This window comes from Janthinobacterium sp. PLB04 (assembly GCF_021165895.1).
In the GTDB taxonomy this organism is placed as follows: Bacteria; Pseudomonadota; Gammaproteobacteria; order Burkholderiales; family Burkholderiaceae_D; genus Janthinobacterium; species Janthinobacterium lividum.
Genome location: NZ_CP088968.1, coordinates 2852473 through 2866603, shown reverse-complemented (window position 1 = coordinate 2866603; position 14131 = coordinate 2852473). Strand labels below are relative to the sequence as shown.

The window sequence follows — 14131 nt, the reverse complement described above, 5'->3', positions numbered from 1 at the left end:
ATCCTTAAATCGTGACACCGTCGAGTTCACTCATCAGCGTTTGCATTTCCGCACCGCCCGCCATCATGTCCAGCAAGGCATCCTTGGTCACCGTATCCTTGGTGAAGGTGCCCAGCGACTTGCCCCGGTTCAATAAAGTGAACGAGTCGCCGACCGGATACGCATGGTGCACATTATGCGTAATAAAGATCACGGAAATGCCCCGCTCGCGCGCCTTGTAAATCAGTTTCAATACATTAAACGATTGCTTGACGCCCAGGGCCGCCGTCGGCTCGTCGAGGATCAGCACGCGGGCGCCGAAGTGGATGGCGCGGGCGATGGCCAGGCACTGCTTTTCGCCGCCCGACATGGTGCCGATGGCCTGGTGCGGGTCGCGCACCATGATGCCCATCTCGGCCAGCTTGTCGCGCGCCGTATCGGCCGCATAGTCGATATCCATCACGGGCACCAGGCCCAGCAGCTTTTTCATCGGCTCGCGGCCCATGAAGAAATTGCGCGCTACGGACAGCAGCGGCACCAGCGCCAGGTCCTGGTAGACGGTGGCCACGCCCATGTCCAGCGCTTCGCTGGGCGAATTGAAGACGACGGGCTTGCCATCGACCAAGTATTGGCCATCGGTCGGCTTGTGCACGCCGGCCAGGGTCTTGATCAAAGTCGACTTGCCGGCGCCGTTGTCGCCCAGCAAACAATGAACCTCCCCCTCGCGCAAGCGCATGGTGATGTTTTGCAGGGCCAGCACGGAGCCGAAACGCTTGCTGACATTTTCCAGGGCAAGAATATGCTCGCTCATGATTTATCTCGCTTCCGTGACGCGTGAGCGTACAAAGTTATTGAACAGCACCGCGATCAGCAGCATCACGCCGAGGAACACGCGGAACCAGTCCGAATTGATGTTGGTATAAGTGATGCCGATCTGCACCACGCCGAAGATCAGCGCGCCGAAGCAGGCGCCGACGACGGAACCGTAGCCGCCCGTCAGCAAGGCGCCACCGATCACGGCCGCGATGATGGCTTCAAATTCCTTTTGCATGCCGCGGTCGGCGGCGGCCGAACCCACATCGCATACTTGCAAGGTGGCAAACAGGCAGGCACAGAAGGCCGTGAAGACGAACAGCGAGATCTTGACCTTGCGCACCGGCACGCCCACGTTCTTGGCCGCGTTGGCGTCGCCGCCCACGGCAAACATCCAGTTGCCGAAGCGGGTACGCGACAACACGAATGCCGCGCCGGCGGCCAGCACCAGCCACCAGGCGATGACTTTCGGAATGCCCTTCACCAGCGGCGAGCCGTCGTCGAGCACGGCGATCCAGCCATGCGCGCCCATCCATTGGAACAGGCCCGTCGCCACATTGCCGTGGAACAGCAGGCTGGCCAGCCAGTCCTGCGCCGCCAGGTCGCCCACGCCGCTGACGATGGTGCGGTTGGCGAACATGATCGACAGGGCCAGCGTCAGGCCGCGCAGGATGAACAGGAACGCCAGGGTAACGATGAACGATGGCAAGCGCGTCTTGATGACGATGTAGCCGTTAAGCCAGCCCAGCGCCATGGAACCGGCGAAAGCGAACAGGATGGCGGCCCACAATGGCCAGTGGAAATAGATCGTCGGAATGGCGATCATCATGCCGGCAAAGCCGATCATGGAACCGATCGACAGGTCGAATTCACCGGCGATCATCAACAGGCAGGCGCCGATGGCGATGATGCCCAGGTAGGAAGCCACTTGCATCCAGTTGACGACGCCATCGAGATTGAACATGCCGGAATCGCCGGCCGTGATGACGAAGAAGGCAAACACGAGCACCGCACCGGAAATCGAGGCGAATTCGGGGCGGCCAAAAAACCGTTTGACCCAGCTGGTCGTGCCCACGCGCTCGTCGGCGGCGGCAACTGGCTTGCTGGAGGCGCCGGGAGGCGGAGGAGGATACTTGCCGGGGCTAGCCAGGCTGGATTTGAGCGCAGTCATACGATGTCCTTTCAGTGATACTTGTTACCAATTCCAATTACTTTCCTGCCAGCATCGCTGGCGCCAGGCGTGTTCCTCCCATGCGCCGCCCGCGGGAGGCGGTGCGGCGCTGGGCAACTCCCGGTGGCGACTGTGTGGATTAGCGGTATTGGCCGGCGTATTTTTCGACCTTGGAGATATTTTCCTTGGTCACGAAACCGGGGCCTGAGCTGATGTGGCGTGGGCCGTAGATGGGCGTCAGGCCGTATTCCGCCAAGCGCGCCTGGTATTTCGGATTGGCGATCAGGATTTCCTTGACCTTGGCCAGGTCAGTGATCTTTTGCTGCTTCATGATGGCCATCACGGCGACAGGAATGTAACCTTGCAGGTAGGGCTGCTGGTCGATGGCGAACTGGATGCTGCCATCCTTGATGCCCTTGGCGATTTCTTCCGACAAGTCGAAGCTGGCGAAATACATCTTGCCTTTCAGGCCCAGCTTCTCGACGGCGCGCATGGCGGCCGGCGCCGAATCCGGTCCCAGCGCCAGCACGGCCTGGGTCTTCGGATTGCTGCGCAGATAGGCGCTGACCTTGCTTTCGATCACGCCAGGGTCGACGCCATTGGTGTCGAGCGTGGACGATTTGAAGTCGACGCCGAGCGCATCGGCAAAACCGCGGCAGCGCTCGAACGACGAGGCATTCATCGCATAGTGATTCACGCACACGAAGGACTTGATGCCCGCTTCCTTGGCGCGCTTGCCGGCGCCCAGGCCCGCGTCATATTCGGGCTGGCCCACGTGCATGATGGCTTTCAACTGCTCGCTTTGCGCGATGGTGCCCGAATTGATGGTCACGAGCATGATTTTCTTGGCCACTACCGTACCCAGCGGTTTTTGCAGCACGCTGAAGTCGGCGATATCGGCGATCAAGCCGTCATAGTTGCGCGCGGCCGACTGCTCGATCAGGCGCGCCATGTCGGCCAGGTCGCCATTCGGCGGATTGCGGTAGTCGACGGATACGTTGAAGTCTTCACCGGCTTGCTTGATGGCGTTCTTGATGGTGTTCCACCAGGAATCGGAGTCCGGCGCGTGGCTGACCATGACGAATTTCTCGCCGGCAGCATGGCTGGCGCCCGTGCTCAAACCCAGGCTCAGGCCCAGGCTGGCGATGGCCAGGCACTTCATCAAACCCTTGCTTTTATTGCTATGCATGAATGTCTCCTAGACGGATTAATTTTTATAGTTGCGAGCTTTTATGAAGGGTGTCACCGGCCTGGCCTTGCGGCACACGAACCGATGCACTGCGCACAGCTTAGGCCACAAAAAAGACAAATGCAATAAAATTTTCAAAATAAATTTAAATAGAAATTCATTTCTATTTTTGGATTTCCCTCCTATAATTCTCGCCAGAACCAGCCGCAGCAATCCTACGGCCCAGCAAGCACACAGAGGAAAACACCATGGCAGCCACCGCCCCCATCGAACAGTTGATGCAGCACATTGCCGCCGAGTACGACAACCTGTCGCGCCAGCTGAAAGTCATCGCCCAATACATTGAAAAGCACCGGGCCAGCCTGATGCTCGAGCGCATCAGCGATATCGCTGCCGCCTGCGACGTGCAGCCATCCGCCATCGTGCGTTTCGCGCAGCGCTTCGGCTATACGGGCTTTTCGGAAATGCAGGATGTGTTCCGCCAGGCTTACACGGACCAGGCCGGCGCCACACCCGACTATCAGCAGCGCATCCGCAAGCTCATTTCCACGCGCGACGCCGCTCTCAGCGCAGGCGACCTGACGCGCGAATTCGTCGGCGCCAGCCGCGCCGGCCTCGACGACCTGGCGGCCGGCCTCGACGACGCGCAGCTGGAAGCGGCCGTCAACCTGCTGCTGAAAGCGGAAAATATCTATGTGATCGGCGTGCGCCGGTCCTTTCCGATCGCCTCCTACATCGCCTACGCGCTGGAACACACGGACAAGCGCGTCCACCTGATCAGCGGACTGGGCGGCATGCACCGCGAACAGATGCGCAGCGTGCGCGAACGCGATGTGGCGATCGCCATCAGTTTCTCGCCTTACGGCAAGGAAACCCAGCAGTGCATCAAGGCGGCGCAAGACAAGGGCGCCAAGGTCCTCGTGATTACCGACAGCAAACTGGCCCCGCTCGCGCGGGCCGCCGACGCGCTGCTCACCGTCACCGAGGGCAGCGCCTTCGCCTTCCGTTCGCTGACCAGCACCATCTGCCTGTGCCAGGCGCTGTTCATCGCGCTGGCATACAAATTAGAGCTCGACATCGAAGAAATCCACACCCCAGGAGAACATGATGATTGAAGTAGCGTTGTTCGGCGCCGGACGCATCGGCAAAATCCACGCGGCCAACCTGGCTGCCCAACCCGGCGTGCAGTTCAAGTACGTTGTCGACGTCAACCAGGAGGCGGCCGCAGCGCTGGCCGGCCTGCATGGCGGCAGCAGTGCCTCGGTGGAAACGGCGCTGGCCGACCCCGCCATCAAGGCCGTCGTCATCGCTTCCAGCACGGACACGCATGCGGACCTGATCCTGCGCTCGGCCGCCGCCGGCAAGGCCATCTTTTGCGAAAAACCCGTCGACCTGACCATAGCCCGGGCGCGCGCCTGCGCCGCCGCCGTCAAGGAAGCCAAGGTGCTGTGCATGCTGGGTTTCCAGCGCCGCTACGACCCGACTTTCAATGCCGTCAAGACACGCATCGAAGCGGGCGAAATCGGCACGCCCGAATTGCTGGTCGTCACCAGCCGCGACCCTGGTCCTCCGCCCGTCAGCTACATCAAGGTGTCGGGCGGCATCTTCAAGGATATGCTGATCCACGATTTCGACATCTTCCGCTGGATACTCGACGATGAAGCCGTCAGCGTGCACGCCACGGGCAGCTGCCTCGTCGATCCCGCCATCGGCGAGGCGGGCGACCTGGACACGGCCGTCGTCACCATCCGCACGGCCAAGGGACGCTTGTGCCAGATCAATGCCTCGCGCCGCGCCGCCTACGGCTACGACCAGCGCTTCGAAGTGCTGGGCAGCGCCGGCATGCTGCAAGCGGGCAACCACAAGCCGACGGAAGTGACGGCCTATGGCGCCGTGAATGTCAGCGTGGACAAACCGGAAGACTTCTTCCTGGAACGTTATCGCGTGGCCTACGCGCAGGAAATGGCACATTTCTTTGACGCCCTCACCCACGGCACGCCGCTGCGCACCACCGTTCACGATGGTTTGAAGGCACTGGAACTGGCCGAGGCGGCCACCTTGTCGTGGCGTGAACAGCGCGTGGTCACTTTATAAACCAATAATAAAAATACCTGGAGACACCATGTCATCCCCAACATTAAAAGTCGGCATCGTCGGCCTGGGCCGGCTGGGCCAGCGCCACGCCATCAACCTGGCGCAGCGCGTGCCGAATGCCGAAGTCGTGGCCGCCTGCAGCCCCGTACCAGCCGAACTGGACTGGGCAGCCAGCACGCTCGGCATCACCACCGCTTATGCGGACTACGACGCCCTGCTGGCCCACCCGGGCCTGGATGCCGTCTTCCTCGTCACGCCCACCTCGCTGCATGCGGACCAGATCATCGCTGCCCTGCGCGCCGGCAAGCATGTGTTTTGCGAAAAACCGCTGTCGCTGGACCTGGCCGACTGCCTGAAGGTGGAAGCGGAAGCGGCGCGCCACCCGCAGCTGACCATCATGATCGGCTTCGTGCGCCGCTTCGACGCCAGCTACCATGATGCGCAGCAAAAGATTGCCCAAGGCTTGATCGGCAAGCCCTACCTGGTGCGTTCGCAAACCTGCGACCAGAACGACCCCAGCGGCGCCTTCATGCGCTTCGCCCCCACCAGCGGCGGCATCTTCCTCGATTGCAGCGTGCACGATATCGACCTGGCGCGCTGGCTGCTGGGCAATCCCGTGCCCAAACGCGTGTATGCGAGCGGCACCAACGCCATCCACACGGGCTTGCAGGCGTTCGGCGACGTGGACAATGGCCTGGCGACGGTCGAATTTTCCGATGGCAGCATGGCCAGCTTCATGGCCTCGCGCACCATGGCGCACGGCCACGAAACCCTGACGGAAGTGTTCGGCACGGGCGGCCGCCTGGCCGTGGGCAGCAATCCGCGCCTGAACAGGGTGGAAATTTCGGATGCGCATGGCGTGCGCAATGAATGCACGCCGGACTTCTATGCCCGCTTCGCCGACGCCTTTTTGATCGAGGCGCAGGAGTTTACGGATGCGGCACTGGGCCGGCGCACCTTGTCGCTGACCTTGCACGACGCGACGGAAGCGACGCGCATCGGCCTGGCCATGACGCAAGCGATGCGCGAGGCACGGCCCGTGGAGTTTTAAGCCAGAGGCAGGGACTCAGGCAGCCGGCGCGGGAAATGGACGCTCGGGCTGCCTGGGTTCCACGGCCAGGCGCAAGCCCATGGCATCGAGGATGGCCGTCAAGGTGCTCAAGGAGGGATTGCCATCGGGCGACAGGGTGCGGTACAGCTGGGTAGGATTGAGCTTGGCCGCCTGCGCCACGGCGGGCACGCCGCCAAAGGCGCGCGTCAGCTGGCGCAGCACGGCCAGCAGTTCGCCGTGGTCGCCATCGACGAGGATCTCGTTGATCAATGCAAGGGCGAAAGCGGGATCGTCGCGGTACAGTTCGGCCATCGCCTCGTCATGCGAGCGGTCTCTTGGTGGTTTGCTCATGACCTCTTTCACATCCTCTTTCATCTTCCCTCTCCTTCCAGTCGTGCCAACAGGCACAGGCGTATTCGATATCTTTCGACTGCGTGCGCTTGTCTCCACGCGCTTGCGCCGCCACACAATAATAAAATGATCTGCCCGTCAGCGATGGCGTAATACACGCGGTAGCCAGGCCCCACATCGATGCGCAACTCCCACACACCGTCGCGGCAAAACTTGTGGTCGCCAAAATTGCCGGGAATCATACGCAGTACCCGGCGCACGATGGCTACCCTGGCCGTATTGTCGCGCTGGCGCTTCAGCCATTCCGTATACAAATCCCTGCCCGATGATGTCAGGTAGTGCCGTATCTCGTGCATCATATTCGTCCATAAACGAAGAAAGATCAAGGGGAAAATCACGTGTACATGTAAAAAAGTAGGCCGCCCATCTTGCTACCAAACCCGCGCGCACAGGCCGCGAATGCCGGGTTCACTGAGCTACATCAAGATGCGTTTTTCTAATTGTTATAGGGAAATGATGTCGCGTGTGTACATCGCATCTGCATGCAGATGCGCTATACAATAAGCACCTGTTCAACCGCCAGGAAGCATGCCGCCATGACGCAGCACGACAGCCACTCTCCCCTCCTCACCAACGTGGCCGAACGCTACGTCAAACTGGTCCTGGCCATGGGCCAGCACGATGCCTCGTATGTCGACGCGTATTACGGCCCGCCCGCATGGCAACAAGAAGCGGTAGAACAGCAACTGAGTTTGAGCGGCATCAAGGATGGTGCAAACGCGGCGCTGGCCCTGCTGACCGACGCCGACTGCCTGCGCGCCCTCAACCTGCGCAAGCAGTTGCAGGCCGTGCTGGCCAAGGCGGACATGCTGCAGGGATCGCGCCTGGATTTCGATACGGAAAGCGCGCGCCTGTACGACGCCGTCTCGCCCCATCACAACCGCGCGTACTATGCAGAACTGGTGGCGCAGATCGATGCCCTGCTGCCTGGCGACGGCACGGTCAGCGACCGGGTCAATGCCTTGCGCGCGCAACTTGTCATTCCCGCCGACAAACTACGCGCCGTCATGGATGCGGCCATCCGCGCGGGCCGCGAACGCACCCTGCAGTACATCGCCCTGCCCGAAGGCGAAGATTTCGTGCTGGAATTCGTCACCGACAAGCCGTGGAGCGGCTACAACTGGTACAAGGGCAACTACCAGAGCGTGATCCAGATCAATACGGACTTGCCCGTGTACATAGACCGCGCCGTCGACCTCGGCTGCCACGAAGCGTATCCGGGCCACCACGTCTACAACGTGCTGCTCGAGCGCGACCTGGTGCGCGGCAAGGGCTGGATGGAATACTGCATCTATCCGCTATATTCTCCGCAATCCCTGATTGCCGAAGGCACGGCCAATTACGGCATCGAACTGAGTTTCACGGATGCAGAGCGGCTGGTTTTCGAACAGCAGGTGCTGTACCCGCTGGCCGGCCTCGATCCGGCGCTGGCGCCCCGCTATGCGCAACTCAATGGGCTGCTGGCCAAACTGAGCTATGCCGACAACGATATCGCGCGCCAGTACCTCGAAGGCAGCCTGAGCCGCGAAGAGGCACTGGAATGGCTGGTCAACGTGCGCCTGTACCCGGCCGAGAAATCCGCGCAGCGCCTGCAGTTCTACGACGCCATGGGCGCGTACGTCATCAATTACAACCTGGGCCAGGACATGGCGAAAGCCTATGTCGAGCGTCAGGGCGCGACGCGCGCGGAACACTGGGCCGCATTCCGCGACCTGATGTCGTCGCCACGCGTGCCCAGCGCCTTGCGTGCCTGAGCCTTACTTCGGCGGCAAGCAGTACAGCGGCAAGGCCACGGCCAGGCACGCCAGCCCTGCCAGCAGCATCGCCAGCTGAAAGCCGGCGGCCAGGGCGGCAACCTGCCCCGCCCGCTCCAGCAGGGTGGCGGCGTGCAAGCTCATCACGCTGCCCAGCACGGCCACGCCCATGGTCATGCCCGCCTGGCGCAAGGCATTCATGATGGCCGATGCCATGGCGGCCCGCTCGCCTTCCACGGCTGCCATCGCCAGCAAGCCCGTGGCTGGCACGGCCAATCCCATGGCCAGGCCCAGCAGGCCGAACAGGCTGCCGACGATGGCGTAGGGCGTCTGCGGCGCCAGGGTCGCCGTCGCCAGCAGCACCAGCCCCGCCAGCACATAGCCCGCCAGCATCACTCGCCGCAGGGACACGTGACGGCTGAGGCGGCCGAAGCACAGGGAAACGATGCCCATGGCCGCAAACTGCGGCAACATGCGCCAGCCGCTGGCGCCCGCCGGCCAGCCCTGGATTTGCTGCAGGTACAGCGAGAAAAAGAACAGGCTGCTGTAGCAGGCAAAACCCAGCACCAGCGAGGCCAGGTTGATCACCGCAAAGGTCCGGTCGCGAAACAGCCGCAGCGGCAACAGGGGGCGCGGCGCGCGCGCTTCGACGGCCAGGAAGGCGATGAAGGCCAGCAGCGCCCCGCCCAGCGATGGCCAGGCAGCCGCACCGCCCCGTCCGTCCGCCTCGCCCAGCGCGATCAAGCCGTAGGTGAGCGCGCCGAGCCAGACGATGCTGAGTATCTGCCCCGTCCGGTCCAGCGCCGCCTGTTCACGGTAATGGCGCTCCGTGATGCCCCAGGCGCCCAGCAGCATGGCCAGCACTCCCAGCGGCAGGTTGATCAGAAAGATGCTTTGCCAGCCCGTGGCCTCCAGCAGCATGCCGCCCAGCAGCGGCCCCAGGATCAGCGCCAGCGCGCTGAAAGCCGACCAGCCGCCGATCACGTGCGCCCGTTCGCGCGGGTCGGGAAACGCGTGGCTCAATATCGGCATCGCGCCGGGGATCAGCAAGGCCCCCGCGATGCCCTGCACGGCACGGCCCGCCAGCAGCAGCGGCAGGCTGGCGGCCAGCGCGCACAGCAGCGAACCCGCCGTAAACAGGGCCACGCCCAGCAGCCAGATGCGCTTGTGCCCATGCCGGTCGCCCAGCGGACCGGCGGACAGCATGCAGGCCGACAGGCACAGCGCATAGGCGTTGACCACCCACTGCAAGCCCGCCATATCCGTCGCCAGCGCCGTTTGCAAGGTGGGCAAGGCCACGTTGACGATGCTGATATCGAGCGAGGCAAGAAAGGTGCCAAGGTAGGCGGCGGCTACCAGAGCCGCCCGGCGATAACGTTGCATGAGTGGTTCCGATGTATGAGTTTGCCTTCATCATAACTATCGACTGACCGTCAGTCAATTAAAAACCAATCGTGTGCACCGGTGAGCTTTGGCAGCGCCAGCGCTTCACTTATACTAGACGCATGACTACTTTCCTCCGCGCCATGCACGACGCCGCCCCTGCCACGGACACGCCCGCACGCCCCCGCACCAAACCAGCCGAAGTGCGCCTCGATGAATTGATGACCGCCGCCGAGCGCCTGTTCCTCGACAAGGGTGTTGACGCGACCACCGTCAGCGACATCACCACCCTGGCCGGCGTGGCGAAAGGCACGTTCTACCATTATTTTGCGTCCAAGCACGAGATGCTGGCGGCGCTGGCCGAACGCTATACGCAGCATTTCCTGGCAAGCCTGGAAGCGGCCATCGACCTGTGCATGCCCAACGACTGGGAAGGCCGGCTGCGCGCGTGGGTGCAAGCGAATATCGCCACTTACCTGGGCACCTGGCAATTGCACGACATCGTCTACACGAGCCACCGGCGCAGCATCGGCATCGACCCTGCGGACAATCCCGACAAGAACGCCATCCTGGCCCAGCTCGGCGCCATCCTGGCGGGCGGCGCGGCGGCGGGCGCATGGCCCCTGCCCCAGCCGCGCCTGGCGGCCCTGATGATTTACTCGGCCGTGCACGGCGTGACGGACGACGCCATCGCCGCCCAACTGCAGGACAGCAGCGCCTTCGCCGCCGACGTGGCCGACGCCTGCCTGCGCATGCTGGGCACGCCGCACTGACGCGGCAGGCATGGCGGCACTTCAGTGTGCCGGCAGGCGGATGGTCGCTTCCAGGCCGCCGTCGCGATGGTTGGCCAGGGTCAGCTCGCCGCCATGGGCCTGGATGATGCTGCGCGCGATACCGAGCCCCAATCCCATGCCATGCGCGTTTTGCTCGCGGCCATGCTCCAGGCGCACATAGGGCTGGAACAGGCTGGCGAACGCCTCTTCGGCCACGCCGGGGCCGTCATCGCGGATGCGGATCACCACGTTGACGCCTTCGCGGCACGCCGACAGGTGGGCCGTCTTGCCATAAAACAGGGCATTGTCGAGCAGATTACCGATGGCGCGCTTCAGGGCCAGAGGCTTGGCCTTCACGCTCAGGCCCGTCTCCGCGTAATGCACTTCATGACCAGCCAGCTGGGTCCCGCGCACCATGCGCTGCAGCAAGGGGTCCAGGCGCACCTCGGTGGCGTTTTCATGGATATCGCTATCCTTCACGCATTGCAGCGCGCCCTTGACCATCATGTCCAATTCATCGAGGTCATCGTGGAATTCGTTGCGCTGCACATCGTCGTCGAGCAATTCCGTGCGCAATTTCAGACGCGTGATGGGCGTGCGCAAGTCGTGCGAAATCGAGACGAACAGCCGTTCGCGGTCTTCCAGGTAGCGCTGGATGCGTTCGCGCATGCCGCTGAAGGCGCGCGCCGTCTGCACGAACTCGCGGCTGCCCGTCTGCGGCAGGGGCGGCGGCGTCTCGCCACGGCCAAACGCTTCGGCCGCGTCCGACAAGGCGGCCAGCGGCCGTGTTGTCCAGCGTACGACGAGGATCGACAGCAGCAGCACGGCCGCCAGCGACAACGCTTGCAGCAATACCCGGTCCAGTGTCCACGGATTACTGCTTTGCAAGAAATACGGGTTGGGCATCAGTGCCGCCAGGTACAGCCAGTTGCCAGGCTCCAGCTCGGCCTGGATCACGAGGACGGGCGCGGGATTCGGTTTCAGCAGCAAGATGTGCTGCACCCAGTTTTCCGGCAAGTCACCGATGTGCGCGCCGCTGTCGGCCACCACCAGGTCGCCCGGCCAGGCGAAGCCCACGCGGTAGCCGGCCAGCTGCGGCAAGTCGTTCTTCAGCGCCGCGCCCACTGTGGCCACCACCGTATCGGCCAGCGCGTGCGGGGCGATTTCGCGGATGGCCAGCGGCCCCTGGTTGACGTTGACAAAGAAGCGCGTGCCGCCCATCTCGCGAAATTGCTGGATCAGGATGGGGCGGTAGTTGGCCGGCAGGCTGAGGAAGAAACGGATGGTGCTGGCGGCGCTGCGGGCCAGGTGCTGCGAAGCCATGCGCGCCTCCACCGCCGAGTCGCGGCGCAGCTGCGTGGCCCAGATCAGGTTGCCCACCAGTTGCGTGGCCAGCACGCCGGCGACCATCACCACGGACAAGCGCCCCAGCAGCGATGGCGGCAACAGGCGCTCGAGCAGCCGGCGCGCGCCCCGCTCAGGCATGCGCACTGCTCACGTCAGCAGAAAAGACATAGCCGGCGCCGCGCACCGTCTTGATCAGCATGGGCTGCTTGCCATCGTCCTTCAGGCGCAGGCGCAGCCGGCTGACCTGCACGTCGAGCGAGCGGTCGAGCGGCCCCGCGTCGCGCCCCCGCGTCTGCTCGCATAGCACGCTGCGGTCGAGGATATCGCCCGGATGCTCGACAAAGTAGCGCAGCAGCTGGAAATCGAGGCCCGTCAGCTGCAGCGCTTCGCCATCGGCATCCGTCACCGTGCGCTCCAGCGTGTCGAGGGTGAAACCGACGAAGCGGTAATAGCGGGGCGGCGCGGCCGCGTCGATGCCCGTGCGGCGGTGGATGGCCTTGATGCGCGCCAGCAATTCGCGTGGGCTGTAGGGCTTGGCGATGTAGTCGTCGGCGCCCAGTTCCAGCCCCACCACCCGGTCCGTCTCGTCGGAGCTGGCCGTCAGCATGATGATGGGCACGTTCGAGCGGGCGCGCACCACCTTGCACAGGGCAAAGCCATCCGTGTCGGGCAGCATCACGTCGAGGATCACCAGCGACAGGCTGTCGACGTGGCGGTGGAATTCGGCCAGGAAAGTGGCGCCATCGTGCGCCAGGCCCACCTCGTACTGGTTCTTTTCCAGGTAGGCCTTCAACAGCATGCGGGTCTTTTGATCGTCGTCAACGACCAGGATTTTGCGTGACATGGTCTCGTCCTTTTTTATTCAGCGCCTGCAACATGCTGCCGATACGGCGCTGGGCGTCGGCCGCGCTGATCGTCTCGTCCAGGAAATAGCGGTGCACTTCGGCGATGATGGCGTCCTTGCTGGTTTCATCGGTGGCCATGCGGTGCACGAGGCTGGGCGCCTGGAACGCGGCGCCGCGCGCGAATGCCTGCGCCGAGGCGCGTGCACAGCTGTCCAAACGCGACAGGTCGGCCTGGCGCAAGGCGGGAATCGAGCCCTTCACCTGGCTGTATTCGAGCTGCACGGGCAGCGAAGCGACCACCTGCGCCAGCTTTTCCTGCGCGCCCTGGTGCGTGTAGTCGGACGCGAACATGGCCAGCGTATCGATGCTGTACAGGTGGTAGTCGCCCGTGTCCGGTGCGGCGGCGCAGCCGAACACCTCGTCCGTGGCGCGGCCCCAGGCGTTCAGCTCGCCTTTCGCCCAGTCGCCCATGATGTACATGGCCGCCTCGCCAACGCCCACCTGGCGCGCCATTTCGGGCCAGCCCTGTTCGCGCAGCGGCGTGCCCATCCACTGCTTCAGCGACCTCAGCCGCTGCAAGGCGTGGCGCAGGCGCGGGTCGGCATACGCCTCGGCTTTCTTGTCGACAAACAGGGCGCGGTAATACGCGGGCCCCGATTCGGCCAGCACCAGCGTTTCAAACAAGGTCGCCACCTGCCACGCTTCGCTGCTTTGCGCCAGCGGCGTGATGCCGGCCTGGCGCAGCTTGCCGGCCACGCGCTCGAAGTCGCTCCAGCTGCGCGGCACGGCCAGGCCCAGGCGCTGAAAGATCTTGCGGTTGTAAAACAGGGTATTGATGCGGTGGATGCCGGCCGGCACGCCCATCGTATGGCCCCGGTTTTGCAGCAATCCCCACACGGTGGGATACATGGTCGCGCGCCAGTTGTTGCTGGCGGCGACGCTGTCGAGCTGCAGCAGCAAGCCCAGGTCGCTCCACTCGCCCAGGGTATAGCCGATCAGCTGCATGACTTCCGGCGAATTGCCGGCCAGCACGCGGCTCTTCAAGACCTTGCCCGCGCCGACCCCGGCGCCGCCCGCAATGCCCGCGTCGCGCCATTCGACGCCTTCCTGTGCCAGGCGTGCCACCAGCACGTCGGCGGCGCGGCGTTCGCCGGTTGACGTCCACCAGTGCAGCACTTGCAGCGGCTCGGCCCGCACGGGCACGCTGCAGAACAGGGCGGCCAGCAGCGCCAGCGCCGCCACGCCGCGACGGCGGGCGGCCCCGGCATGGCGGTCGGCGGTGCTGCGCGGTGGCGTCTTCAATCCTGTCCCCTTTTTCTTG

At 63.7% G+C, this 14131-nt stretch carries 14 protein-coding genes; 5 read left to right on the top strand and 9 right to left on the bottom strand.

Features of this window, described 5'->3' with window-relative positions; all coding sequences use genetic code 11:
- Positions 1-4: 4 nt before the first annotated feature.
- From LSO07_RS12765 to LSO07_RS12755, 3 genes are all read right to left on the bottom strand, one after another.
- Positions 5-790 carry an ATP-binding cassette domain-containing protein gene (locus LSO07_RS12765; RefSeq protein WP_034777901.1) on the bottom strand — a complete coding sequence of 262 codons (786 nt, stop codon included), beginning with the start codon at positions 788-790 and terminating at the stop codon, positions 5-7.
- Positions 791-793: 3 nt separating this feature from the next.
- A complete protein-coding gene (locus tag LSO07_RS12760; protein ID WP_034777904.1) occupies positions 794-1963 on the bottom strand; it encodes an ABC transporter permease in 1170 nt (389 codons plus the stop codon).
- Positions 1964-2102: 139 nt separating this feature from the next.
- Positions 2103-3152, bottom strand: coding sequence for a sugar ABC transporter substrate-binding protein (locus LSO07_RS12755; protein ID WP_034757655.1), 1050 nt, complete (start codon positions 3150-3152; stop codon positions 2103-2105).
- 248 nt (positions 3153-3400) lie between these two features.
- Here LSO07_RS12755 and LSO07_RS12750 point away from each other — a divergent pair, with 248 nt between their 5' ends.
- Genes LSO07_RS12750 through LSO07_RS12740 form a run of 3 tightly spaced genes read left to right on the top strand, consistent with a single transcriptional unit; the run spans position 3401 to position 6297 of the window.
- Entirely contained in the window at positions 3401-4267 is an 867-nt protein-coding gene (locus tag LSO07_RS12750; protein ID WP_034757651.1) for a MurR/RpiR family transcriptional regulator, read from the top strand.
- The gene (iolG, locus tag LSO07_RS12745; RefSeq protein ID WP_151097562.1) at positions 4260-5246 is read left to right on the top strand and encodes an inositol 2-dehydrogenase; all 987 of its coding nucleotides are present in this window, start codon (positions 4260-4262) and stop codon (positions 5244-5246) included. Before LSO07_RS12750 ends, iolG begins: the two co-directional genes overlap by 8 nt.
- Positions 5247-5274: 28 nt before the next feature.
- Positions 5275-6297 carry a Gfo/Idh/MocA family oxidoreductase gene (locus LSO07_RS12740; protein ID WP_151094596.1) on the top strand — a complete coding sequence of 341 codons (1023 nt, stop codon included), beginning with the start codon at positions 5275-5277 and terminating at the stop codon, positions 6295-6297.
- A gap of 15 nt (positions 6298-6312) precedes the next feature.
- Here the strand turns inward: LSO07_RS12740 and LSO07_RS12735 are convergent, their stop codons facing one another.
- Both LSO07_RS12735 and LSO07_RS12730 read right to left on the bottom strand, forming a co-directional pair.
- Entirely contained in the window at positions 6313-6648 is a 336-nt protein-coding gene (locus LSO07_RS12735; protein ID WP_092610759.1) for a helix-turn-helix domain-containing transcriptional regulator, read from the bottom strand.
- A gap of 20 nt (positions 6649-6668) precedes the next feature.
- Complete coding sequence (locus LSO07_RS12730) at positions 6669-7007, bottom strand: type II toxin-antitoxin system RelE/ParE family toxin (protein ID WP_442905273.1); 339 nt, start codon at positions 7005-7007, stop codon at positions 6669-6671.
- A gap of 237 nt (positions 7008-7244) precedes the next feature.
- On the opposite strand from LSO07_RS12730, the gene LSO07_RS12725 reads away from it, so the two are divergent.
- Positions 7245-8462: a hypothetical protein gene (locus LSO07_RS12725; RefSeq protein ID WP_191909661.1), complete on the top strand. Its 1218-nt coding sequence runs from the start codon at positions 7245-7247 to the stop codon at positions 8460-8462.
- A 3-nt stretch (positions 8463-8465) separates the two neighbouring features.
- Here the strand turns inward: LSO07_RS12725 and LSO07_RS12720 are convergent, their stop codons facing one another.
- Positions 8466-9845: an MFS transporter gene (locus LSO07_RS12720; protein WP_151094593.1), complete on the bottom strand. Its 1380-nt coding sequence runs from the start codon at positions 9843-9845 to the stop codon at positions 8466-8468.
- 122 nt (positions 9846-9967) lie between these two features.
- On the opposite strand from LSO07_RS12720, the gene LSO07_RS12715 reads away from it, so the two are divergent.
- On the top strand, positions 9968-10618 hold the full coding sequence (locus tag LSO07_RS12715) for a TetR/AcrR family transcriptional regulator (RefSeq protein ID WP_225317289.1): 651 nt from the start codon (positions 9968-9970) through the stop codon (positions 10616-10618).
- A 21-nt stretch (positions 10619-10639) separates the two neighbouring features.
- On the opposite strand, the gene LSO07_RS12710 is transcribed toward LSO07_RS12715, so the two are convergent.
- From LSO07_RS12710 to LSO07_RS12700, 3 genes are read right to left on the bottom strand one after another with little or no spacing between them, the layout of a single operon-like run.
- A complete protein-coding gene (locus tag LSO07_RS12710) occupies positions 10640-12103 on the bottom strand; it encodes an ATP-binding protein (RefSeq protein ID WP_034777919.1) in 1464 nt (487 codons plus the stop codon).
- Positions 12096-12809 (bottom strand): response regulator, encoded by a 714-nt coding sequence (locus LSO07_RS12705; protein WP_034777921.1) that lies wholly within the window; start codon positions 12807-12809, stop codon positions 12096-12098. The genes LSO07_RS12710 and LSO07_RS12705 overlap by 8 nt, the downstream gene beginning before the upstream one ends.
- Positions 12784-14112: an ABC transporter substrate-binding protein gene (locus tag LSO07_RS12700; protein WP_225317288.1), complete on the bottom strand. Its 1329-nt coding sequence runs from the start codon at positions 14110-14112 to the stop codon at positions 12784-12786. The genes LSO07_RS12705 and LSO07_RS12700 overlap by 26 nt, the downstream gene beginning before the upstream one ends.
- Positions 14113-14131: the final 19 nt, after the last annotated feature.

Coding starts and splice junctions, on each gene's coding strand:
- LSO07_RS12765 (WP_034777901.1), bottom strand. CDS start 790: ATGAGCGAGCATATTCTTGCCCTGGAAAATGTCAGCAAGCGTTTCGGC.
- LSO07_RS12760 (WP_034777904.1), bottom strand. CDS start 1,963: ATGACTGCGCTCAAATCCAGCCTGGCTAGCCCCGGCAAGTATCCTCCT.
- LSO07_RS12755 (WP_034757655.1), bottom strand. CDS start 3,152: ATGCATAGCAATAAAAGCAAGGGTTTGATGAAGTGCCTGGCCATCGCC.
- LSO07_RS12750 (WP_034757651.1), top strand. CDS start 3,401: ATGGCAGCCACCGCCCCCATCGAACAGTTGATGCAGCACATTGCCGCC.
- iolG (WP_151097562.1), top strand. CDS start 4,260: ATGATTGAAGTAGCGTTGTTCGGCGCCGGACGCATCGGCAAAATCCAC.
- LSO07_RS12740 (WP_151094596.1), top strand. CDS start 5,275: ATGTCATCCCCAACATTAAAAGTCGGCATCGTCGGCCTGGGCCGGCTG.
- LSO07_RS12735 (WP_092610759.1), bottom strand. CDS start 6,648: ATGAGCAAACCACCAAGAGACCGCTCGCATGACGAGGCGATGGCCGAA.
- LSO07_RS12730 (WP_442905273.1), bottom strand. CDS start 7,007: ATGATGCACGAGATACGGCACTACCTGACATCATCGGGCAGGGATTTG.
- LSO07_RS12725 (WP_191909661.1), top strand. CDS start 7,245: ATGACGCAGCACGACAGCCACTCTCCCCTCCTCACCAACGTGGCCGAA.
- LSO07_RS12720 (WP_151094593.1), bottom strand. CDS start 9,845: ATGCAACGTTATCGCCGGGCGGCTCTGGTAGCCGCCGCCTACCTTGGC.
- LSO07_RS12715 (WP_225317289.1), top strand. CDS start 9,968: ATGACTACTTTCCTCCGCGCCATGCACGACGCCGCCCCTGCCACGGAC.
- LSO07_RS12710 (WP_034777919.1), bottom strand. CDS start 12,103: ATGCCTGAGCGGGGCGCGCGCCGGCTGCTCGAGCGCCTGTTGCCGCCA.
- LSO07_RS12705 (WP_034777921.1), bottom strand. CDS start 12,809: ATGTCACGCAAAATCCTGGTCGTTGACGACGATCAAAAGACCCGCATG.